Origin of the sequence: Variovorax sp. Varisp85, assembly GCF_047304045.1 — a bacterium.
GTDB lineage: Bacteria > Pseudomonadota > Gammaproteobacteria > Burkholderiales > Burkholderiaceae_C > Variovorax.
The window spans coordinates 87,149-111,396 of the sequence record NZ_JBGLYN010000007.1 but is presented as its reverse complement, the minus strand read 5'-3'; the positions used below and the strand labels follow the sequence as shown (position 1 = coordinate 111,396).

General features: G+C 69.0%; 13 protein-coding genes. 10 read left to right on the top strand and 3 right to left on the bottom strand.

Features of this window, described 5'->3' with window-relative positions; all coding sequences use genetic code 11:
* Nucleotides 1–78: 78 nt before the first annotated feature.
* From ACCC97_RS05090 to ACCC97_RS05080, 3 genes are all read right to left on the bottom strand, one after another.
* Nucleotides 79–261: a hypothetical protein gene (locus tag ACCC97_RS05090; RefSeq protein WP_007832105.1), complete on the bottom strand. Its 183-nt coding sequence runs from the start codon at nt 259–261 to the stop codon at nt 79–81.
* Between the two features lie 104 nt (nt 262–365).
* Nucleotides 366–1,094, bottom strand: a complete 729-nt coding sequence (locus tag ACCC97_RS05085; protein WP_413331766.1) for a peptidoglycan DD-metalloendopeptidase family protein — start codon at nt 1,092–1,094, stop codon at nt 366–368.
* Between the two features lie 99 nt (nt 1,095–1,193).
* Entirely contained in the window at nt 1,194–2,078 is an 885-nt protein-coding gene (locus ACCC97_RS05080; protein WP_413331765.1) for a class I SAM-dependent methyltransferase, read from the bottom strand.
* 551 nt (nt 2,079–2,629) lie between these two features.
* Here ACCC97_RS05080 and ACCC97_RS05075 point away from each other — a divergent pair.
* From ACCC97_RS05075 to ACCC97_RS05030, 10 genes are all read left to right on the top strand, one after another.
* Nucleotides 2,630–9,952 carry an amino acid adenylation domain-containing protein gene (locus ACCC97_RS05075; RefSeq protein WP_413331764.1) on the top strand — a complete coding sequence of 2,441 codons (7,323 nt, stop codon included), beginning with the start codon at nt 2,630–2,632 and terminating at the stop codon, nt 9,950–9,952.
* Nucleotides 9,949–14,946, top strand: a complete 4,998-nt coding sequence (locus ACCC97_RS05070; RefSeq protein ID WP_413331763.1) for an amino acid adenylation domain-containing protein — start codon at nt 9,949–9,951, stop codon at nt 14,944–14,946. The genes ACCC97_RS05075 and ACCC97_RS05070 overlap by 4 nt, the downstream gene beginning before the upstream one ends.
* Before the next feature lie 2 nt (nt 14,947–14,948).
* A complete protein-coding gene (locus tag ACCC97_RS05065; protein WP_007832121.1) occupies nt 14,949–15,662 on the top strand; it encodes a 4'-phosphopantetheinyl transferase family protein in 714 nt (237 codons plus the stop codon).
* A gap of 55 nt (nt 15,663–15,717) precedes the next feature.
* Nucleotides 15,718–16,539, top strand: a complete 822-nt coding sequence (locus tag ACCC97_RS05060) for a serine aminopeptidase domain-containing protein (RefSeq protein ID WP_007832123.1) — start codon at nt 15,718–15,720, stop codon at nt 16,537–16,539.
* Nucleotides 16,532–17,461, top strand: a complete 930-nt coding sequence (locus ACCC97_RS05055) for a hypothetical protein (RefSeq protein ID WP_413331762.1) — start codon at nt 16,532–16,534, stop codon at nt 17,459–17,461. Before ACCC97_RS05060 ends, ACCC97_RS05055 begins: the two co-directional genes overlap by 8 nt.
* A 72-nt stretch (nt 17,462–17,533) precedes the next feature.
* A complete protein-coding gene (locus ACCC97_RS05050) occupies nt 17,534–18,757 on the top strand; it encodes a polysaccharide biosynthesis/export family protein (RefSeq protein WP_007832127.1) in 1,224 nt (407 codons plus the stop codon).
* 39 nt (nt 18,758–18,796) lie between these two features.
* Nucleotides 18,797–21,121 (top strand): polysaccharide biosynthesis tyrosine autokinase, encoded by a 2,325-nt coding sequence (locus ACCC97_RS05045; RefSeq protein WP_413331761.1) that lies wholly within the window; start codon nt 18,797–18,799, stop codon nt 21,119–21,121.
* Complete coding sequence (locus ACCC97_RS05040; protein ID WP_007832129.1) at nt 21,118–21,822, top strand: sugar transferase; 705 nt, start codon at nt 21,118–21,120, stop codon at nt 21,820–21,822. Before ACCC97_RS05045 ends, ACCC97_RS05040 begins: the two co-directional genes overlap by 4 nt.
* A gap of 54 nt (nt 21,823–21,876) precedes the next feature.
* On the top strand, nt 21,877–22,872 hold the full coding sequence (locus tag ACCC97_RS05035; RefSeq protein ID WP_042673190.1) for a GDP-L-fucose synthase family protein: 996 nt from the start codon (nt 21,877–21,879) through the stop codon (nt 22,870–22,872).
* 43 nt (nt 22,873–22,915) lie between these two features.
* Nucleotides 22,916–24,244, top strand: a complete 1,329-nt coding sequence (locus tag ACCC97_RS05030; protein WP_413331760.1) for a hypothetical protein — start codon at nt 22,916–22,918, stop codon at nt 24,242–24,244.
* Nucleotides 24,245–24,248: the final 4 nt, after the last annotated feature.

The following is a 24,248-nucleotide window of genomic DNA, read 5'->3' as shown; positions in this document are numbered from 1 at the left end:
GATTGGGTGTTTGGCGACTTCCAGTCTCTCAAACCCAATCCGGATGAACACCGGATACAACCTATTGGAGCTTCACAGCTAGGGCCTGGAGTCGATCCCCGACGCGCACTCTTCCAGCAGCGCGGCCGATTGAGTGACCTGTTCGGCGATCCGGGCACGCAGCAGCGGCCAGTCGAGACTGAAGGGCGCAAGCAGGAACCATTGCGTGGTCAGCGCCAGCGCGGTGCCAAGAATGAGGAACATCCACTGCACGAGTTCCATTGCCGCTCCAGTTCAGAGTGAGGGCGAGAGTCTGCGCATTCCACCGGCGCCGCGATATCACCAATTCGGGGGATGCCTTTCGCCAGAGGGCCGCCCCGCCGCGGTCACCTCGCAGGCAGGTACTGCCGCGGATCGACCGCGTTGCCGCGGTGGCGGATCTCGAAGTGGAGCCTCGCGCGCCCGCCGTCGGCGCCGCCGATCTCGGCGATCTTCTGGCCCCTTTGCACCTGCTGGCCCTGCTTCACCAGCATCGAGCGCACATTGGTATAGACCGACATGTAGGAGCCGCCGTGATCAACCATGAGCACGCTGCCGTAGCCGCGCAGCGTTTCGGTCACGGCCACCTTGCCCGCGCCGATGGACATCACCGGCTCGCCGAGGCTGCCGCCGATGTCGATGCCCTTGTTGCTGCTGCCGTTGAAGCCCGCGATCACCTGGCCCTGCGCGGGCCAGGTCCAGTCGCTTCGCCGCGATGCGGGTGGTGCGGCCGGTTCCGGCTCCGGCACCGCGACCCGGGGCGGCCTCGAACGCTCCGGGCGCTCGGCGCCTGCGCTCCTTGCGGCGGGCGGCTCCGACGATGCGCCGCCCGGCGGAACCACGCGCAGCACCTGCCCCGCCTCGAGCCGATCGGGGTCCTGCAGGTTGTTCCAGCGCGCAACTTCGCCCGGCGAACGCCCCGCCTTTGACGCAATGCGATAGAGCGTGTCGCCCGGCTGGACGACGTACTCGCCCGGTCCCGCCACCGGCGCCTTTGGTGAGGTGGAGCACGCTGCCACCATCAATGCCGCGGTCAGCGCAATGCCCGCGCGCCAGTTCCTTCCTGTCACAACCACTAGCGGATTCCTTCCTTGATGAGCTGAATCTCGCGCTCCCCGGTGCTCCGGGGACCGCGTTCGAAGAATCCTGGAAGGCTACCAGCAGCCGCGGGGCGTTCAACCCGCCTCCGATTCTTCTCCTGCCGTGCGCCTTGCGATGCACATCAACGACAGCGCGCTCGCAGGGGAAGCCGGATCGCGGCCGGACAGCACATTGCCCATGCGGTATTTCCATTGGGCCCGCCCGAGCTCTCCGGCGAGCGCCTCGGCGCCTATCCGGTGGTTGTGCGGATGCACGCGGACATCGAAGCCCAGCGGCTGCAGCGTGGATTCGAAGAACTCCTTCGTCACGCCGTCGCCGGGCCGGTGATGCACCTCGGTCTTCAGCCCCCACGACTGCTGGCTGCCGGTCTTGTGGAAACCGCGCCCTGTCATGCGGTAGACCCACAGCCGCGCGTCCCACAACAGCCTGGCCAGACCCTTGTAGTCCCATGCCGTCAGCTGGGGATCGTGATCGGTGATCAGGATGCCGTCAGGCTTCACCAGGCGGGCGCCTTCCCGCAGCACCGCTGTCATGTCGTCGCAGTGGTGCAGGGTGGCATTGATGGCCACGATGTCCGCCACGTGCGAGCGGAACGGCGTATGCGCCGCATCCGCCAGCACCGTGGTGTAGCCGAGGCCCGCAGCCAGCTTCAGCGAGCCCGGGGCCACGTCCACGCCGATGAGCAGCCGGGGCTTTCCGCCCAGCGTGGCGAAGACATTGCCAGGCCCGCAACCCAGGTCGATGACGACCTTGTCCGTCCATTCGCCCCCGGCGGCGAGCCAGCGGCTGCGAAAGTGGGCATCGCGGTGACAGAAGTCCAGATATTCCTGCGCCCAGGCCGCATTGCCGAAATATGTGGCATTGGCGGTCAATGCGTCTGAATTGTTCGGGAGAATTGATTTCCAATAGTGTTCGCAAGGCGTCAGGGCAACATCTGGCAATAGGATTTCGTAAAGCATTTTCGACCTTGGAAAGAATTGATTCGCGCGGAATCGGGTGCTTCTTTCAGTCTTTTCAAATCCAAGGTTTTGTACAGTTATTTTTTATCCGGTTACAGACGGGGTGAATTGATAACAGCCGCCGCCGGGAGGATGTTTCATTTTTCGACAGCAAAGGCGCCCCGTTTTTCGCATGACTACAGAGAGCGGACGCGAGACCAACGCGCTCACGCCAGGCCGCCCCATGCAACGCGCTTTGCCCCGGAATTTCGGCATTTCTCCCCAGGAGTACCCCGCTTCAGCCCCGCCTTTTGACCTTCGAAAGTGGCTCGCGCACAGGCTTGCGCCCCCTAAATCCCGCATCAGTTACCTCAAACTGGATGATTCGGGTAGTACGTTTTAGAAATAACCATATCTGTTTGTAACCTAACCATAAAGTACCCACATCGGCCGGTAGAAAGCTCCTAGTATGAAGTCACGAAAAGAACACAACAGATGCTCCCTCATTAATTGGGCAAATGGAAATTCCATTTGCCCAATTGCTTCCATTGCATTGCTTCCGGGATATTCAAATGGAAATTCGAAGTATTTCGCAGCCGCAGGAAAGCTCTCCGGGTCTCGCCCTGGAAGACCTGTTCGGGCCGCGATGCAAGCCGGCAGGACCGGCCGGAGGCTGCACCGGTTCGCTGGCGCTTGAGCCCGGCTTTGCCCGGCGCTGGAGCCAATGGCTCGCCGCCACCGGCCAGCTGCCGGATGCCCTCTTCGCGGGCGCATGGCTGCTGCTGCAGTCGCGCTGGCTCGGAAGCCTCTGGCCCGTGCTGCACGAGGCGGGCGTTGCCCCGGCGCGCTGCACGACCACCGTCGCGTTCGACGCCACCAAGGCCGCGGGTACCTGGCTGGCTGAACTGGACCTCGCCCGCCGCGCAGCGTCGCACTCACCGCAGCCCATTGCGCCACCGGATTCGCTCTGGCTGCGCGAAGAGGTCCACGCCGACGCCCCCGTGCGGCTGCGCTTCGACGCCGCTTCGGCATTGCTTCATATAGATGCAGCCGCGGGCTCGATGGACGCCGCCGCAATCGAACAGTTGCTCGCTGCCCTTGCCGACACCGCCCAGGACCTGCTGGAGCATCCCGATGCCGCCCTCGACGACATCCGCACGCTGCCGAGCACCGACCGCGCCGATCAGCTCGCAGCCTGGAACACCGCCCTCGCTCCGATGGACCCGGTCACCACGGTAACCGGCGTGTTCAGCCGCCAGGCCGCGGCCGCCCCCGATGCCATTGCCATCGCACAAGGCGATGCGCAAATGAGCTATGGCGAACTCGACCGGCGATCCGACGAACTCGCGCGGCGCCTCCAGTGCCTGGGCGTTCGCAGCGGCGACAGCGTAGGCCTGCTGCTCGACCGCTCGATGGGCGCCATCGTGGCCCAGCTCGGCATCCTCAAGGCTGGCGGCGCCTACGTGCCGGTGCCCACCGATTTCCCGCCCGATCGGATCGCCTACATGCTCGGCGAGGCGCGTGCGCAGCACGTGCTCACCATGCAGGCGCACCACCACCTGGTCCCCCCCCACCAGGGCGTTTTGCTGCTCGACGAGTACGAAGACAAGACAAATCGAAGTGCATGGAACCCGCCGGCGATCGATGCCGAATCGGTGGCCTACGTCATGTACACCTCGGGCTCGACGGGCACGCCCAAGGGCATCGAGATCTGCCACCGGTCGATCCTGCGGCTGGTGGTGGGCGTGGACTACGTCGCGCTCGCTCCGGGCCGCGCCATGCTGCACGCGGCGCCGCTGGGCTTCGACGCGGCCACGCTCGAAATATGGGGTCCGCTGCTCAACGGTGGCTGCTGCGTGGTCCACGAAGAGCGCGTGCCCACCGGTGCCGGCCTCGCGCGCACCATCGCGCGCCACGACGTGCACACGGCATGGCTCACCGCCGCGCTGTTCAACGCCGTGATCGACGACGACCCGGCCCATCTCTCGGGCCTGCGGCACCTGTTCACCGGCGGCGAAGCGCTGTCGGTGCCGCACGTGCGGCGCGCGCTGGCGGCCCTGCCCGGCCTCACGCTGAGCAACGGCTACGGCCCCACCGAGTGCACGACCTTCGCGGCCACGCACCGCATCGCGTCGCCGCTGCCGGAAGACCTGCGTTCGATTCCGCTCGGGCGTCCCATCAAGGACACCGTGCTGCGCGTGCTGAGCCCCTCGATGGCACTGCTGCCGACGGGCTTCGTGGGAGAACTGTGCATCGGCGGCCACGGCCTGGCCCGCGGCTACCTGCGGCAGCCCGCGCTCAATGCCGAACGCTTCGTGCCCGACCCCTTCGGCGGTGCGGACGAACGGCTCTACCGCACCGGCGACCTCGCGCGCTGGCTGCCCGACGGCACCGTCGAGTTCATCGGACGCCGCGACGGCCAGGTGAAGATCCACGGCCACCGCATCGAGACCGGCGAGGTCGAGGCCGCGATCCTCGCCCACCCGGACATCCAGTCCTGCGCCGTGGTCGCGCGGCCCGACGAGAGCGGCCAGCTACGCCTTGTGGCCTATCTCGTCGCGCGCTCACAGAAGGTTTCGTGGGACGCCCTGCGTGCGCACCTCGCGGCCCGCCTGCCCGCGGCGTTGATTCCCGCCGCCCAGGTATGGCTCGCGCAGTTGCCCGTCACGCCGAATGGCAAGCTCGACCGCAGGGCGCTGCCCGAGCCGGCCGGCGAACGCCCCGAACTCGCCCAGCCCTTCGAGGAAGCGCGCGACACCGTCGAACAGCAGGTGTGCGAGGCCTTCGCCCGCGCACTGCACATCTCGAAGGTCGGGCGCAACGACAACTTCTTCGACCTCGGCGGCGATTCGCTGCTGGTGCTGCAGGTGCTCGCCGACCTGCAGCGCGGCACCGGCCTGCCGTTGTCGACCAACCTTTTCTTCCGCAATCCCACGCCAAAAGCGATGGGTGCGCGGATGCAGCAGGCGGGTGATCTGCCCGCCTCGGCCGCTGTGGTCGTCTCGGAGGATCGACCGACCACAGCGGCCACCCTTGCAGCGCGGCCGGACGCCGGCATTCACGACGCCATCGCCCTGGTTGCCACCGCCGGACGCTTTCCCGGCGCGGCCGACGTCGAGCAGTTCTGGGACAACCTCGTTGCCGGGCGCGACACCATCAGCTTCTTCGACGACGCCACGCTCGACGCCGGCGTGAGCGAGGCCCTGCGCAGCGACCCGTCCTACGTTCGCGCACGCGGCGTGATCGACGGCATCGAGGACTTCGACGCTGCCTTCTTCGGCATCAGCCCGAAGGAAGCGCAGCTGATGGACCCGCAGCAGCGCGTGTTCCTCGAGATCTGCTGGGAATGCCTGGAGCGCGCCGGCTACGTGCCCGATGCCGCGCCGGGCCCGGTCGGCGTGTATGCCGGCATGTACAACGCGACCTACTTCCAGCGCCACGTGAGCACCCGGCCCGACCTCGTGGAGCCGGTCGGCGAATTCCAGGTGATGCTGGCCAACGAGAAGGACTACATCACCACGCGGGTGGCGAACCGGCTCAACCTCACCGGCCCGGCCGTCAGCGTGCATACCGCCTGCTCGACCTCGCTCGTGGCCGTAGCCCACGCCTTCCACGCGCTGCGCACGGGCCAGTGCTACATGGCGCTCGCCGGCGGCGCATCGGTCAACTGCCCGCCGCGCAGCGGCTATCTCTACAACGAGGGCTCGATGCTCTCGCCCGACGGCCACACGCGCAGCTTCGACGCACAGGCCCGTGGCACGGTCTTCAGCGACGGCGCGGCCGTGGTGCTGCTCAAGCGGCTGGCCGACGCGCAGGCCGATGGCGACACCATCTACGCCGTGCTGCGCAGCGCCTGCGTGAACAACGACGGCGGCTCCAAGGCCAGCTTCACGGCGCCCAGCGTCGACGGGCAGGCGGCGGTGATCCGCGCCGCGCTCGCGGCGGCCGACGTCGATGCACGCAGCATCTCTTACGTGGAGGCTCACGGCACCGCCACGCCGATGGGCGACCCGATCGAGGTCGAGGCGCTGGCCTGTGCCTATGCCGAGCACACCGACGCGCTCGGCTACTGCACGCTCGGCTCGCTCAAGAGCAACGTCGGCCACATGGTCACGGCGGCCGGCGCTGCCGGTCTCATCAAGACGGCACTGGCGCTGCACTACGAACAGATTCCGCCGACCGTGCATTTCAGCGCGCCGAACCCGGCGATCGACTTCGCGCGCACACCCTTCCACGTCACGGCGAGCCTGCAGCCGTGGCCGCGCGCCGACCAGCCGCGCCGCGCAGGCGTCAGTTCCTTCGGCGTCGGCGGCACCAACGCGCACGTGATCGTCGAAGAAGCGCCACCGCGGCAGGCCTCGCCGGCGGCGGCGGGCGACCACGTGCTGCCGCTGTCGGCGCGCTCCGAGGCCGCGCTCGACACAGCCACCGAGCAGCTCGCGGCGCACCTCGAGGCGCACCCCGAACTGCCGCTGGCAGACGTGGCCCACACCCTCGCGGTCGGCCGCAAGGCCCACACCTTCCGCCGCGCAGTGGTGGCCAGCGGAACGGCCGAAGCCATCGCGGCCCTGCGCAGCGCCGACTCGCCCAGCCGCGCCAGCGGCCGCACCGCCTCGCGTGCACCGCAGCTCGTGCTGATGTTCCCCGGGCAGGGCGCGCAGTACGCAGGCATGGGCAAGAACCTCCGCGCGAACGACCCGGTGTTCGCCGCCGCGTTCGACGACTGCATGGCCGCCTTCGACGGGGCGACCGATTTCGACCTGCGCGAGCGCATGTTCTCCGGCGACGCGCAGTCGCTGGTGCCCACGGCCGTCACGCAGCCCGCGATCTTCACGCTCGAATACGCGCTCGCGCGGCGGCTGCTGGCGCTGGGTGCGCGGCCGCATGCGCTGATCGGCCACAGCGTCGGCGAATTCGTCGCGGCCGTGCTCGCGGGCGTGATGCGGCTCGAAGACGCCGCCCGGCTCGTGGCCCGCCGCGGTGCGCTCATGCAGGCCCAGCCAGCGGGCGCGATGCTGTCGGTGCGCCTGGGCGCGGCCGAACTGGCCGGCCGGCTCGGCCCGCAGCTGTCGCTCGCCGCCGAGAACGGCCCGGCGGCCTGCGTCGCCGCCGGACCCTTCGATGCCATCGCGGCGCTGCAGGCGGCGCTGGAAGCGGATGGCATTCCGGCCCGCCCGCTGCAGACCTCGCATGCCTTCCACTCCGCCATGATGGACGCGGCCGTCGCGCCCTTCGAGGCACTGGTCGGCGAGGTGGCGCTGCGCGCGCCGCAGACGCCGATCTACTCGACGCTGACCGGCCAACCGCTCGAAGACACCGAAGCCACCAGCCCGGCCTACTGGGCCCGGCACCTGCGCGAAACCGTGCGCTTCTCGCCAGCCGTACGCTGCGCGATGGTGCAGACGGCAAACCCGCTGTTCGTGGAAGCCGGCCCGCGCAACATGCTTTCCACGCTGGTGCGCCAGCACGGCGCGGGCAGCGTCGTACCGCTGCTGCACGGCGAGCCGGCCGAAGAGGTTCGCACCCTGCGGCTGGCGTTGGGCCGCCTGTGGACCTGCGGCGCCGAGGTCGAGCTGTCGCGCCTCGCTGCACGCAACGGCGCCCAGCGCGTGTGCCTGCCCACCACGCCGTTCGAGCGCAAGCGCTTCTGGGTCGACATCGCCGCTCCCACCCTTCTCCCCCTTTCCACCGCGACCGCATCCGTCAGCGCTGCCGTCGCGGCCCCTGCCTCTTTCATTCCATCCATTCCTCTGGAGCCGATCGTGACCGCAGCAGCAACGCCCTCGCCTCTTCCCCCTCCCGCCTCGTCCATGGACGCACGCCTGCGCACCCTGTTCGAGGACATCTCCGGCCTCGACATGGCACAGGCGGAGGGACACGCGCCCTTCGGCGAGCTGGGCCTGGATTCGCTCACGCTGACCCAGGCGGCCACGCAGATCAAGAAGCACTTCAAGGTCAACCTCAGCTTCCGTCAGCTGATGGAGAAATACCGCTGCTTCGACTCGCTCTCGGCCTTCCTGCGCGAGAGCCTGCCGCCTGAGGCAGCGCCTGCGTCGGCCGTTGCACCCGCCGTCGTGGCAGCGCCGGTGGAAAGTGCCGTCGCCGTGCCGCAGGCCGCGCCGCGCCAGCCGATGCCCGTGTACATGCCGATGCAAGGGGGTGCCGCGGGCGACGCGCAGTTGTCCCAGCTGATTGCGCAGCAGATGGAACTGATGCGCCAGCAGCTCGCACTGCTGTCGGGTGCGGCGCCGGCCGCGCCGCTGATGACGCTGCAGGCCGTGCCGGTCCAGCCGGTGGCTGCAGTTCCGTCCGAGGAGTCCGCGCAGAAGGAGCCGGTGCGCTACGACGTGTCCAAGGCCTTCGGCGCCATCGCGCGCATCCACACCCAGCGCATGGCCGAACCCAGCGGCCGCCAGAAGGCACGCCTCGCCGCCTTCATCCGGCGCTATGTCGAGCGCACGCGCAAGAGCAAGGACTTCACCGACGCCAACCGCCCCCACATGGCCGACCCGCGCGTGGTCAACGGCTTCCGCCCGATCACGAAGGAGATCACCTACCAGATCGTCATCGAGCGCTCCAAGGGTTCGAAGATGTGGGATCTCGACGGCAACGAATACGTCGACGCGCTCAACGGCTTCGGCATGAACATGTTCGGCTGGCAGCCCGACTTCGTGCAGGAGGCCGTGCGCAGGCAGCTCGACCAGGGCTACGAGATCGGCCCGCAGCACCCGCTGGCGGCCGAGGTCACTGCGCTCATCTGCGAGCTCACGGGCAGCGACCGCGCCGGCCTGTGCAACACCGGCTCCGAAGCCGTGATGGCCGCGCTGCGCATCGCGCGCACCGTCACCGGCCGCAGCACTGTGGTGGTGTTCACCGGCTCCTACCACGGCACCTTCGACGAGGTGCTGGTGCGCGCCGGCAAGGGCGGCAAGGGCCTGTCGGCAGCGCCGGGCGTGATGAGCGGCATGTTCGGCGACATCCGCGTGCTCGACTACGGCACGCCCGAGGCGCTGGCGTTCATCCGCGAGAACGCCGACGACCTGGCCGCCGTGCTGGCCGAGCCGGTGCAAAGCCGCCGCCCCGACTTCCAGCCGCGCGAGTTCCTGCACGAGGTGCGCGACATCACCGCGAAGAGCGGCTGCTGCCTGATCTTCGACGAGGTCATCACCGGTTTTCGCACCGCGCTGGGCGGCGCCCAGGAACTGTTCGGCGTGCGCGCCGACCTTGCCACCTACGGCAAGGTGATCGGCGGGGGCTTCCCGGTCGGTGTGATCGCCGGCAAGCGCGAGTTCATGGACGCGCTCGACGGTGGCGCCTGGCAGTACGGCGACGACTCGATCCCCGGCGTGGGGGTGACCTACTTCGCCGGCACCTTCGTGCGCCATCCGCTCGCGCTCGCCGCGGCCAAGGCCTCGCTCACCCACCTGAAGGAAGCCGGGCCCGCGCTGCAGGCCGGCCTCAATGGCAGCACCGCCGCCATGGCCGCCGAGCTCTCGGGCTGGTGCAGGGAAGTCGGCGCGCCCGTCGAGATCCGCCACTTCGCGTCGCTGTGGCGCGTGAGCTGGCTCGAGGACCACCCGCTGCAGGACCTGTTGTTCGCAATGATGCGCAGCCGCGGCGTGCACATCCTGGACAACTTCCCGTGCTTCCTCACGAGCGCGCACAGCGCCGAGGACATCGCATTCATCCAGAGCGCATTCAAGGAATCGGTCGCCGAGATGCAGGAATCCGGGTTCCTGCCGCGCCGCGCCGTGGCCATCGCCGGCTTCGACGCGCACAAGCCGACCGAGGAAGGCTCGGTGCTGGCCCGCGACATCGACGGCCAGCCCTTCTGGTACGTGCCCGGCGCGCCCACCCCCAGCCAGCACATCTTCAATGGAAAGGCCGCAGCATGAACGCCGTTTTCAAGCCCACCGTCAGCGACGGTGCCATCGAATGCATCATTCCCACGACGGAATCGCAACGCGAAGTCTGGCTCGGCGCAACCCTGAGCACCGAGGCCTCGATGGCCTACAACGAATCGGTCCTGCTGCGCCTGCGCGGCGCGCTGGACGAGGAGGCCCTGGCGCGTGCCATGGACCGGCTGCTCGAACGCCACCAGGCCTTGCGCGCCACGATCTCGCCGGACGGCACCTGCATGCTGGTCAGCCATCCGGGTGCGAACGTCCTGACCCGGCAAGACCTGAGCGGGCTCGAGCCTGAAGCCCGCGCGCAGGCGCTGCGCTCGGCCCATGGCCAAGCGGTGTGCACGCCCTTCTCGCTCGAACATGGCCCGCTGTTTCGCGCCGTGCTGTACCGCCTCGGCAATGCGGAGCACGAACTCGTGATGTCGGCGCACCACGTGGTCTGCGACGGCTGGTCCTGGGGTGTCATCACCGAGCAGCTGGGCCACCTGTATGCCGAGCAGAACGGCACCGGGCTGAAGCTCAGGGCCGCGCCGCTCTTCGCCGACTTCGCCGCCGAGGAAGCCGCCGCGGCCGCGCATCCCGACATGCAGGCGCACGTGGACTACTGGCTCGGGCGCTTCCCCGGCAGCGTGCAGCCGGTGCTCGACCTGCCGCTGGACCGTCCGCGTCCGGCCGCACGCACCTTCAATTCGCGCCGCACCGAGCGCCTGCTCGACAAGCGCCTCGTCGGCACCCTGCGCGTGACGAGCACCAAGGCCGGCGCCAGCCTGTTCACCGGCCTGCTCAGCGGCTTCGTCGCGACGCTGCACCGTCTCACGGGCCAGGAAGACATCGTCGTAGGCGTGCCGGCGTCGGGCCAGCTCGCGCATGACGTGCCCGGACTGGTCGGCCATTGCGTGAACCTGCTGCCGCTGCGCATCGCCACGCACGCCGGCATGCGCTTCGACGCGCTGATGGACGAATGCAACACCGCCGTGCTCGACGCCTTCGACCACCAGGCGCTCACCTATGGCGCGCTGCTGGGCCAGTTGTCGCTCGAGCGCGATCCGAGCCGGCTGCCGCTGGTGAGCGTGGCGTTCAACGTCGACCCCGACGTGGCGAGCAGCGCCGAGGCGTTCACGAGCCTCGACGTGGCACAGGACACCATCCCCCGCCGCTACGAGAACTTCGAATTGTTCCTGAACCTGCGCCCGCTCGATGGCGGCCTGATGGTGGAGGCGCAGTACAACACCGACCTGTTCGACGACGTCAGCGTACAACGCTGGCTGGACATGTTCGAGTGCGTGCTGCAGTCGGGCTCGCACAAGCCGGACGAAACGGTCGGCCGGCTCGAAGTGCTGTCCGTCGACGCCGCGCGTTCGCTGATCGCGCTGCAGCCCGCGCGCGTTCCGCTGGTCGGCATGCCGCTGGCGCATGCCGGCTTTGTCGCGCGCGTGCCTCGGCAGCCCGATCACCCGGCGGTGCGCGATGGTGCGCGAAGCTGCAGTTACGGCGAACTCGATGCGCTGTCGAACCGCATGGCGCGTGCATTGCACGCGCGCGGCGTGGGCCGCGGCCAGCGCGTGGGGCTGTGCCTGGAGCGCAGCCTGGAAATGGTCGTGGCGATGCTGGGCATCCTGAAGGCGGGCGCGTCCTACGTGCCGCTCGATCCGGCCTTTCCGCAGGCGCGGCTCGACCACTACGCCAGCGACGCCCGGCTCAGCCTGATGCTGACCTCGTCGGACGTCGCCGTGGCGCCGCGCCACTGGTGCGCCGACGCGGGCCAGCGGATCTTCGAGATCGACCGCGACACCTCATGGCGGCAGCTTGCCGGCGAGACCCTGCCGCCGAGCACGGACGACCCGGGGCCCGAAGACGCCTGCTATGTGATCTACACCTCCGGCTCGACCGGCTTGCCCAAGGGCGTCATCGTCCATCATCGGGGCGTGGCGCACCTGCTGCAGTGGATGCAGCGCGAATCGGACGTCGGCCCGGCCGACCGGATCGCCGCCGTCACCACCCTGTCGTTCGACATGGCCATACCCGACCTGCTGCTGCCGCTGGCGGCTGGCGCCGAACTCGTGATGGTGCAGCGCGAGATCGCGATGGACGGCAATCGCCTGGGACAGGCGCTCGACCAGGAGCAGATCACGCTCCTGCAGGCCACGCCCGGCATGTGGCAGCTCCTGCTCGATGCCCAGTGGGCCGGCGGCGCCCCCGGCTTTCGCGGCTGGACCGGTGGCGAGGCGCTGCGTCCGAGCATGGCTCTGGCGCTGTGCGAACGCATGGAGGGCCTGTGGAACGGCTATGGGCCGACCGAGACCACGGTGTACTCCACAGCCTGGCACGTTCGCCCCGAAGAGGTCGCGTCGCGCGGCGTGTCGATCGGCCGGCCGGTCGACAACACCGAGATCTGGATCCTCGATGCCGAACTGCAGCCCTGCCCCATCGGCGTGCCGGGCGAGATCTGCATCGCCGGCGAAGGTGTCTCCCTGGGCTACCTCGATCGTCCAGAGCTGACCGCCGAGCGCTTCGTCACGGTGCGCATCTTCGGCACCGCGAAGAGGGTGTACCGCTCGGGCGACCGCGGCCGCTGGCGCAACGACGGGCTGCTCGATCACCTCGGCCGGCTCGACTTCCAGGTCAAGGTGCGCGGCTACCGCATCGAGCCCGGCGAGATCGAGGTGCGCTGCTGCGAGGTTGCGGGCGTTTCGCGCAGCGTGGTCGTTGCGCGCGAGGACAACCCCGGCGACGTGCGCCTGGTGGCCTACCTTGCCCTGATGCCGGACGCCGGCTTCGACCTCGATGCGCTGATGGTGCACCTGCGCAAGCACCTGCCGGCCTTCATGCTGCCGCAGCACGTGGTGACGCTCGATGCCCTGCCCACGCTGCCGAACGGCAAGGTCGACCGCGTCTCGCTGCCGCCGCCGCAGGCGGCCGCGCGCGAGGAGGTGCGGCGAGGCGCCGGCCCGTGCAACGACCACGAGCGCAAGGTGCTCGCGATCATGGAGAAGGTGCTGAGCCTGCCGGGCCTCGACATGGACGACAACTTCTTCACCGTGGGCGGCCATTCGCTGCTGGCCGCGCGGCTCACCACGCTGTTGAGCCGCGAGTTCCAGGTCACGCTGCCGCTGCGTTCGCTGTTCGAGTCGCCCACGGCCGGGAAGCTGTCCGCGGCCATCCAGGGCCTGCAGGGTGCGGGCGTCGGGCTGCAGGCTCCCATTGCATGCCGCCCGGAGCGCCGTAGCGCGCCGCTGACGCTTTCGCAGGAGCGCATCCGCTTCATGGAGCAGTTGCACCCGGGCCGCTCGGTCTACAACGCGCCTTCGGCGCAGCGGCTGATCGGGCAGCTCGATGCAACGCGCTTCGAAGGCGTGCTGCGCGAAGTGATCCGGCGCCAGCCCTCGCTGCGCACCCGCATGGACATCGACCAGCAAAGCGGCAAGCCGGTGCAGCTGATCGCGGAGTCCGTGGAATTCGCCCTGCCGCTGGTCGACCTGCGCGGCCTGCCGGCCGACCAGCGCGAGGCCGAGCTGGCCGAGCGCATGCAGGAGCTGGCGGACCGGCCGATCGACATCCACAGCGCGCCGATGATGCACGCGACCCTGTTCCAGGTCGACGACAACGAGCACGTCTTCATGTTCGTGCCGCACCACCTGATCTGGGACGGCTGGTCCTTCGACCTGATGCAGCGCGAACTGGCCGCGCTCTACGACGCCGCCGAGCGCGGCCGTCCGCACAACCTGCCCGCACTCGCCACCACCCACGGGGACTATGCCGAGTGGCTGGAGAAGTGGATGACCGAGCCCGCCTGCGAGGAACAGCTCGCGTTCTGGCGCGGCCGGCTCGAAGGCGCGAAGGCCGTGCGGCCGCCCGTGACCGACATGCCGCGCCGCGCGGGCAAGAGCGGCCAGGGCGGCGCGCACTGGATCAGCATCGACCTGCAAAGCACACAGCGGCTGCGCGAGATCGCGCGCGACATGGACGTGACGCTCAGCATGCTGACCTTCGGCGTCTACGCGCTGACCATGGCCCAGGTGACCGGCAACGACGCCATCGTCATCGCCAACCCGGTGCGCGGTCGCCAGCAGGCCGAGACGGAAGACGTCATGGGCTACTTCAACAACGTGCTGCCGGTCTCGCTCGCGGTGGACATGGCGCTGCCGCTGCCCGGCTTCATGCACTACGTGAAGCAGGAGCTGCTGTCGATGATGAACAACCAGCAAGTGCCGTTCGAGCGCCTGATGGCCGAGCCGGGCTATGCGGGGCAGATCAAGACCTCGGGTCCCTACCAGTCGATGTTCTCGTTCCAGGACGCGCGCGAACGCTCGCGCTCCATCGGCAGCCTGCAGACCCGCCAGATGCACGTGATGCAGCATGGCGCCACCGACGACATCGGCGTGTGGCTGATGGACAAGCCGCACGGCCTCGAAGGCGCGCTGATCTACAACGCCGACGTGTACCTGCGCGAGACCGGCGCCCAGATGCGCGAGCGCTACCTCGAGGTGCTGCGCCGCGTCGCGGACCACCCGGGCGCCACGCTCGCGGAGATCGCCAGCACTGAAGGCTCGGCCAGCGCGCTCTACCTGCGCAAGCTGGCCACCGGCGACACGGACAAGGGCGCGCCGGCCGGCGCCGCCAACGGCGACGAGCGCAAGGCCAGGCAAGGCCTGCTCAGCCCCGAGCACGCGCAGCTCGCCCAGATCTGGGCCGGCGTGATCGGCATCGACGTGAGCGAGATCCGCGCCAGCGACAACTTCTTCGACCTCGGCGGCGACTCGCTGCTGGTGCTGCGCGCCGTGCAGCAGGCGGCACAGACGCTGGGGCACCGCGTGGAGCCGCGGCGCTATCTGTTCGAAAACCTCGGGCAGATCGCCTCGTCGGCGCAGGCCGCGCCGCAGGGCGTGCCGTCCGACCTCGCGGAACTGGCCGCCGACACGGCCGGACATGCGCAGCGCGGCGGCCTTTTGGGCGCCCTCGGCAGCTGGCTGCGCAAGGGGTGATCATGGACAACTCCGACTACGCACTTTCCATCGACGCGCCGATCTGCCGGTATGTCGACCTGGACAGCTTCCCTGCGCTTCCTCCCGCGCAGATCCTGTCGGAGGAAGAGTGCGCGCGCGCCGCCAGCTTGCGGTTTCCCATCGACCGCCAGCGTTTCGTGGCCGCGCACGTCGCCCTGCGGCAAGCGCTCTGCGAGTACACCGGCCTGCACCACGCTGCACTGCACCTGGCCACCGGCTCATTCGGCAAGCCCTCGCTGTCGGGCCATACGCGCACCCAGTTCTCGCTGAGCCACAGCCAGGGCCTGGCGCTGGTGGCCATCGGCGGGCGCGGCCCTCTGGGCGCGGACGTCGAACTGCTGCGCGCGGTGCCCGACGCGGCGGTGCTTGCGGCGGAATATTTCACGCAGCGCGAACAGGAAGCGCTGGCCGCCCTGCCCGCGCACGAGCGCGACAAGGCCTTCCTGACCTGCTGGACCCGCAAGGAAGCCTGCCTGAAGGCCATCGGCGTCGGCCTGCTGGTGTCGTCGCAGAGCTTCGAGGTGGGCATTGAACCGGACTGCCGCAGCGTCGAGCTGCTGGTGGCCGGCCGCATCCTGTGGCTGGTTCTGGGGCCGGCGCCCACGCGGCTCGACTGCGTGGGCTCGCTCGCCGAATGGCGCCAGACCGAAGCCCGCGCCAGCCGTTCGGGGCGGTTGCTGGAGGCGCACGCATGAGCCGCCGAACCGTTCTCAAGGCGAATACCGCAGCGCGTAGCGCGGAGGTTATCCAATGACTCGGTTCACGCCACTCATGTTCGGGCCGGCCTCGCGCCAGATCTTCGGCGTGTTCCATCCGGCCGAGGAAGACCGTGCCGAGAACACCGCCGTGCTCCTGTGTCCACCGTTCGGGCAGGAGGGCCTGCGCACCCATCGCTTCTTCAAGGTGCTGGCCGAGCGTCTCTCGCGAAACGGCATCGCCACGCTGCGCTTCGACTTCTATGGCTCGGGCGATTCGCCGGGCGACGAGAACGAGGGCGAACTCGACGGCTGGCGCCGAGACCTGTGCTCGGCGCACGAGGAACTGCGACGCCGCGCGCCGGGCGCTGCCATCGTGTGGGTCGGCGCCCGGCTCGGCGCCACCCTGGCCGTGCTGGCCGCGCGCGGCGGACGCTGCGACCCGGTGCGGCTGGTGCTGTGGGAGCCGGTGATCGACGGGCGCCGCTATGCGCGGCTGCTGCGCGAACAGCACGTGGCCGCCATCGACACCACCTTCTGCATCCCCGACCGGGCCTGGCACCGCAGCCTGGCGCAGGAGCCCGATGCCGTGCCCGAGGAAGCCCTCGGCACGGTGCTCTCGCCCGCGCTGCGCGCGCAGCTGGCGGCGCTGGTTCCCGAATCGCTGCCGCTCACGGCGCTGCACGACACGCTGGTACTGGCCGAGCCGGACGACGAACGCACCGCGCAATGGGCCGCCGACCAGCAGTCGCGCCACATGCCGGTTCGCCTTGCGTACTTCCGGCACCAGCTCGACTGGACCTCCGACCCCTACCCCAACAGCGCGATGGTTCCGGCCGACGCGCTCAACCGCCTCCAGGGGGCTCTCCATGAATGACGCGACACAGACACCGGTGTGCTTCGGCCCGGGCAACGCGCTGATGGGCATGCTCACCGCGCCCGCGCAGCAGGCGCCGGGCGACGTCGCCTGCCTCATGTTCAACATGGGCGCCAACCACCGCGTCGGGCCGCGCCGCATCAACGTGAAGCTGGCGCATGTGCTGGCCGCGCGCGGCGTGAGCAGCCTGCGCTTCGACCTCGGCGGCATCGGCGACAGCGATGCGCTCGACACTTCGCCCGATCTGCAGGCCCGTGCCGTGCACAGCCTGCGGGCCGCCATGGACGCCAGCGAACGCATGCTGGGCGCCCGGCAGTTCGTGATCGTCGGCATGTGCTCGGGTGTCGAGCATGCGATGCTGGCAGCCGCGGCCGACCCGCGCGTGGTGGCGCTTTCGCTGTTCGACGGCTTCGCCTTCCCGGAGCGGCGCGCCCGCTGGGAGCGCAACGTGCGCCGCGCGCTGGCCGCGCCCGCGCACCCGTCCTTCCCAGGCAAGGCCAAACGCTGGCTCCAGCGCCACCTCCTGCCCAGCCATTCGACGACGCCGCTGCCGGGCTTCTTCGCGGAGAAACGCACACCCGAGGTCAATGCGGCCTGGTTCGGCGCCACCCTGCGGCACCTCGTCGAACGCCAGGTGGCGGTGCAGTTGCTGTATTCGGGGTCGCTGCACGTCTGCGACCACGGCCGCGACCAGCTCGGCGCCTTCGCCCGCCAGCCCTTCACGCAGGCGCTGCAGTACGAATTCATCGCCGAAGCCGACCACACCGTCTGCACGGAACAGGGACAGCGGCTGTTCCTCCAGTCCGTCGGCGACTGGGTCGCCGACCGCTGCTTCGGCGCAAGCACCGAGCGCCGCAGCCAGAACCGTCCGATGGCGGCTGGCGCCGACCGGGCCATGCCCGCCACCCTGGCCGCGCCCTGACGCACGGCTCAGCCCCTTTCACCCAGTCGTTCCCCATCCACCCACCGTCAACCGGCCGTCAAGGAGATCACCATGCAACGCCCCGATCCAGCGACGCAGACATGCGGCGCACGCGCCCTTCCAGCCAGAGCCCGCGCTCTGGCACCGGCACAGGTCGATGGCCGGCTGCGATGGCTGGGCCTGTGCCTGCTGCTGTCGCTGGGACTGGTCCTGCTCTCCGGCTGCGCGCCGGGCTTCGGCGGCGTGGGACCGCTCGGCTTCACCAGCACCACGGGCGACAGCACCGCCTCGGCCGACAGCGGCAAGGTCATTCCGATCACGCCCGACCTGATCCGCTCGCAGATGGCGCAAAGGCCCAAGACCACGCCCGACGGCATGAAGCGCCTGCTGGCCGCGCCGCCGGTCTACACCATCGGGCCCGGAGACGTGGTCGGCATCATCGTGTACAACCACCCGGAACTGCTGCCCAACGCCGGCGCGGTGATCGCGCAGCAGACCGACCCGACCGGCGTTGCCGTGGCGCCCGGCTTCATCGTCGACGCCAAGGGTGAGATCAGCTTTCCGTTCATTGGGCGTGTCAAGCTGCAGGGCCTGACCGAAAGCGGCGCGTCCGAGCTGGTCGCGCGGCGCATCGGGACCTACATCAAGGAGCCGCAGGTCTCGGTGCGCATCCAGTCGTTCCGCAGCCAGCGCGCCTACGTGCAGGGCGAGGTGCGCACGCCCGGCCTGCAGATCTTCACCGACGTGCCGATGACGCTGTCCGAAGCCATCGGCCGCGCCGGCAGCTTCACGCAGAGCGGCGACCGTTCGCGGGTCACGCTGACGCGCGGCGGCGTCTCGACGGTGATCGACCTGCCGATGCTCCAGTCCATGGGCCTGGACGGCAACAGCATCGCGCTGCGCAACGGCGATGTGGTGAATGTCGGCTCCCGCGACGACAGCCGGGTCTTCGTGATGGGCGAGGTGCGCGGCCCCGGCGCGCTGCTGATGCGCAACAACGGCCGCCTGAGCCTCAACGAGGCGCTGGGCGATGCCGGCGGCCCCGACTTGCTGTCGGCCAGCACGGGGCAGATCTACGTGGTGCGCAACGCGCCCGACAACCTCGACACGCAGCAGATCTTCAACCTCAACGCGAGGAACCCGGCAGCGCTGGCGCTGGCCGACCGCTTCGAGCTGCAGCCGCGCGACGTGGTGTACGTCGACCACGTGCCGCTGGTCACCTGGAACCGCGTCATCAGCCTGATCCTGCCGTCCGCCCAGGTCGTCAACCTCGGCCGCGACACCGCTCGCCGGTAAGCACGCAGCCTCGCCCCGCAATACGAAAAGGTGAACCCCATGAACGCGCGCTGGCAACCTTCGCTTCCCGCACCTGCGGCTTCCCCCATGACGGTGATCGAGACCACGGCCTGGCCCCGGGAGTCCCGGTTCCACGAGTACCTCGACATCCTGATCGACAGCCGCTGGCTGATTGCCTCCATCGCCGCGCTGGCGCTGCTGGTGGGCGTGGGCTACGCGCTGTTCGGCCCGCGCATGTACGAGGCCAACATCCTGATCCAGGTGGAAGACCCCGACCGCTCCGGCGGCAACTTTCCCGGTGACGCCAACGGCGGCGGGGGCATCAGCGTGAAGACGCCGACCGCCGGCGAGACCGAGATCCTGAGGTCGCGCATGGTGCTGGGACAGGCGATGGAGAACACGCGGCTGTACATCAGCGCGAAGCCGCGCTACATACCGGTGGTGGGCGAGTTCATCGCCCGGCATTCGAGCCAGCTCTCCAGCCCCGGCGTGTTCGGATATGGCAATTTCGTCTCGGGCACCGAGCGGATCGCCGTCGCGCAGATGGATGTGCCGAGCGCTTTCGAGGGCAAGAAGTTCACGCTGATCGCGGGCAGCGAAGGCAACTACACGCTGACCAACCCGGACCTGGAAACGCCGCTGAAGGGCACGGCCGGCGTGCCGCTGGAGGCCTCCGTGCCCGGCGGCACCCTGCACCTGCTGGTGGGCTCCTTCGAAGCCCGGCCCGGCGGCGCCTTCGAGCTGGTGCGCTACTCGAAGCAGCTCACCCTGCTGGGCCTTCAGAAAGACCTGCGCGTGGTCGAGAAAGGCAAGCAGTCCGGCGTGATTGACGTCAGCCTGCAGGCCCCGAACCGCGCCCAGCTGGCCGACGTGCTCAACGAGATCTCGCGCCTCTACCTGCGCCAGAACATCGACCAGAAGACGGTGCAGGCCGAGCGCGCGCTGGCCTTCCTGGGCACCGAGCTGCCCAAGTTCAAGCAGCAGCTGGAGCAGTCGGAAGACGCCTACAACCAGTACCGCAACCAGAACGGCACCATCAGCCTGGACGACGAGGCCCGCAATGCCCTGTCGCAGAACGTGGACCTGCAGGCCAAGCTGCTCGATGCGAAGCAGAAGCGGCTGGACCTGGCAAGCCGCTTCACCGCCGCACACCCCGACCTGAAGACGCTGGACGCGCAGATCGCATCGCTCAAGAAGGAGCTCGGCTCGGTTGACGGCCGCATCCGCCGCATGCCCATGCTGCAGCAGAACTCGCTGCGCATGCAGCGCGATATCAAGGTCAACACCGACCTCTACGCCACGCTGCTGAACAGCTCGCTGCAGATGCGGCTGGCCAAGGAAGGCAAGGTTGCCAACGTGCGCGTGCTCGACCTGGCGCTGCTGGCCGAGAAGCCGGTACGGCCGAAGCCGCTGATCGTCGTCGCGCTGGCGCTGGCGGGCGGCCTGTTCCTCGGCGGCGCCGCGGCGATGGCCCGCAAGAACCTGAAGCGCTCCATCGGCAACCCCGGCGACATCGAGGCCGTTACCGGCGTGCAGGTGTACACCTCGATCCCGATGAGCACCCAGCAGCGCGTGCTCGACCGCGCCGTTCGCAAAGGCAAGCCCGGCATCAAGGTGCTGGCGGCGCTGCACGTGGAAGACCCAGCGCTCGAGGGCCTGCGCCGGCTGCGCACTGCGCTGAAGTTCGTGACGATGGGAGCACCCAACAACCGGGTGCTGATATCGAGCGCCACGGCCGGTGCGGGCAAGACCTTCGTGTCGTCGAACTTCGCCACGCTGCTGGCCGCGTCGGGCCAGCGCGTGCTGCTGATCGACGCCGACCTGCGCCGCGGCAAGCTGAGCCAGGAGTTCGGCCTGCAGAGCAAGGAGGGCCTGGCCGACGTCATCGCCGGTGGCGTGCCGCTCGAGGACGCCATTCACCAACATGTGCTGCCGCATCTGGACGTGATGGCCGCGGGCACCCTGCGTCCGGACCCCGCATCCATGATGACCAGCGACGCCTTCGCGCACACGCTGTCGACGCTGTCCGCGCGCTACGACGTCGTGATCGTCGATGGTCCTCCCGTCCTGCTCGCGTCCGAGACCGCCGCGATGGCGCCGAGCATGGGCACGGTGCTGCTCGTGGCCCGCGCCGACGAGAGCGAGCTCGGCGAGCTGGTGGAAAGCGCCAAGCGGCTGGCTCACGTGGGCGCGGCCTTCCACGGCGCGGTGTTCAACGCGGTCGACGCCTCGAAGCGCCACTCCCGTAGCTACAGCTACGGCTACTACGCCTATGCCCCGACCCGCCGCGACCCCCCCTACGCGCTGGACACGGCCGACACCGTCATGCCCAAGCGCATCCAGCCGGAGCACGCAGAATCATGAACACACTGCGATCGACATCCTCCACCGGGCGAAGCGCCGGTGGCACGGCGGCCAACACGGCCGCGTACGGGCCGCTGGGCGGCACGCCCTCGCTGCGCCGCGCCAAGCGTGCGGCCGACATCCTGATGGCCGGCTCGTTCTTCCTGTTCTTCGGCTGGGCCTACGCGCTCATCTGGCTGGGCGTGCTCTACACCTCGGGCGGCCCGGCCATCTACATGCAGCCGCGCTACGGCAAGGATGGCCGCGTCTTCAAGTTCTACAAGTTCCGCTCGATGGTGGCCAATGCCGACGCGGTGCTGGCACGTCACCTGCGCAACAACGAGGCCGCGCGGCGCGAATGGGCCGTGTACCAGAAGCTGCAGAACGACCCGCGCATCACCCGCTTCGGTGCCTTCCTTCGCAAGTACAGCATCGACGAGTTCCCGCAGTTCTGGAACGTGCTCAAGGGCGACATGAGCATGGTGGGACCGCGCCCCTGCATGTTCGCGCAGAAGGACCTGTATGGCGAGTACTGGGACCACTACCGCGCCGTGCGCCCGGGCATCACGGGCCTGTGGCAGATCAGCGGGCGCAACGAGATCAGCTACCGCCGGCGCGCGGCGATGGACGCGGAATACGTGGCCCACCTGTCGCTGTGGCGCGACTTCGTGATCCTGCTGAAGACCTTCGGCGTGGTCGCCGGCGCACGCGGGTCCCGGTAGCCGGCTTCGATTCCGTCTCCCTCGAACTTCATCAACCCCTTCACGAAAGCTCATATGCGAATCTTTGTTGCAGGTCATCGCGGCTTGGTGGGTCAGGCGACGGCAAGGCGGCTGCGCGAACTGGGCCACGACGTGGTGACACGAACCCACAGCGAACTCGACCTCCTCGACCAGGCGGCAGTGGCCCGTTTCTTCGCGACGGAGCAGATCGACCAGGTCTACCTGGCAGCCGCCAAGGTCGGCGGCATCCACGCCAACATGACCTATCCCGCGCAGTTCATCTACGAGAACCTGACGATCGCCACCAACGTCACGCACCAGGCCTTCGTGTCGGGCGTGAAGCGGCTGCTGTTCCTCGGCTCCAGCTGCATCTACCCGCGCATGGCCGAGCAGCCGATCCGCGAGGAGTACCTGCTCAACGGCAAGCTCGAACCCACCAACGAGCCCTATGCGATCGCCAAGATCGCGGGCCTCAAGCTGTGCGAGAGCTACAACCGCCAGTACGGGGCCAGCCACGGCATCGACTACCGCAGCGTGATGCCGACCAACCTGTACGGCCCCGGCGACAACTACCACCTGGAGAACAGCCACGTGGTGCCGGCGCTGATCCAGCGCTTCCACCTGGCCAAGATCAGCAACGCGCCCAGCGTGCTGATCTGGGGCAGCGGGCGCGCACGGCGCGAGTTCCTGTACGTCGACGACATGGTCGAAGGCTGCCTCGAGGTGATGAACCTGTCGCGCGCCGACTACGACCGGCAGACCGACGCGATGCGCGGGCACATCAACCTCGGCACCGGCGAAGACGTCTCGATCGCCGAGCTCACCGAGCTGATCAGCGAAGTCGTGGGCTACACCGGCAGCATCCGCTACGACCTCGCGCAGCCCGACGGCGCGCCGAGAAAGCTGCTGGACGTGTCGCGCGCCGCCAGCCTCGGCTGGCACGCGACCGTGCCGCTGGCAGAGGGGCTTCGCCGCACCTACGCCGACTACCAGAAGGCGCCCCGGCCGCTCGAGGAAAGCAACCCGGTCCAGGCGCACGTGCACGCCTGAACCGCTCCAACCCATCCATCGACCCACCCACGGCAGGCCCGCCATGCGAACCCTCTCCTTCTGGTCCGGCATCGTCTGCGCCATGCTGTGCGGCCTGGTCGATCCGGTGTGGGGCTATGCGGCGGTGTTCGCGCTGTCGCTGATCCAGCTCTCGATGCTGGGTTCCTCCGGCGGCAGCGTGTTCCTGCTGATCCACTACGCGACGATCCTCACCTACTTCTCGATCGCGCCGGCGATGCAGATTTCGCAGGACGTCGAGTTCTGGGAGGCCGGCGTCATGCGCACGGACGCGTACACCCAGGCGCTGATGCTCCTGTTGCTGTACATGGCCGGCGTGGAGGCCGCGCGGCTGGGCGTGCCCGACGCGCCCGAGCACCTGCCGGGGGCCCACGACCGGCGGCTGATCGGCGTGGCCCACCCTCTTCTTCTGTTGCTGAGCTGCTCGCTGGCCGCCTTCGCCTCGCTGTTCATCAGGCCCGAGCTCAACTTCGTGGCGCGCGGCGTCGTGGGCGGTGCCGGCGGCGGTGAAGACAACGTGCCGATCGATTACATCTTCTATTCGACGCTGCCCAAGCTGGTGGTTCTGCTGTGCTTCGTGGCGCTGGTCATCCACGCGGTGCGCCGCCGCACGCTGTGGTCCTGGTGCGCGGCGGGCCTGGCGTTCGGCCTGGCGCTGGCCGCGGCCAACCCGGTGAACACGGCGCGGCAGGTCCTGCTGATCGGGCTGCTGCCGCTGCTCATCCATGGGCTGGGGCGCGGCCGGCGCTGGCTGCTCGCAGGGGTGACCTTCGGCTCCATCGCCGGCCTGGGCCCGGTGCTGAACCTGATCTCGCGCGGCAGCATGTGGGGCGAGGAGCTCACGACCTTCCCGTTCAGCCAGGACTTCGACGCCATGTTCGTTGTCGCGGGCATCCTGGAGCGCGCGCCCATTCCGGACCTCGGCTGGGGCCGCTACCTGCTCTCGGCGTTCTCTTTCTTCCTGCCGCGCGACCTGAAGATGTTTCCCGACTTCGACCCGCTCGGCTGGTCGGCCATCCTCGGCAACTTCTCCCAAAGCAACTTGTCGCTGCCGCCCTTCACCACGGCGTACTTCGACTTCGGCCTGGCGGGGCCGGCGCTGTTCGGCTTTGCGATCTCGGCGGGCTTTCGCATGGTCGACCGCGCCATCGATCCGAACCGGCCGCTGTCGGGCGCCTACCTGTCGGCGCTGGTGCTGCTCGCGGCCTACGTGCCGTTCATGCGCGGCCCGATCCTGGGCTGGGGGCCGTTCGCGGCTTCGGGCCTGATCGCCGCTCTCATTGCCGGCGCCCTGAGTTCCCGCGCCCGTCGCCCGCTTCCGCGCGCCGTGCGGCATGGCCTTCCGAGCGCATGAAGAG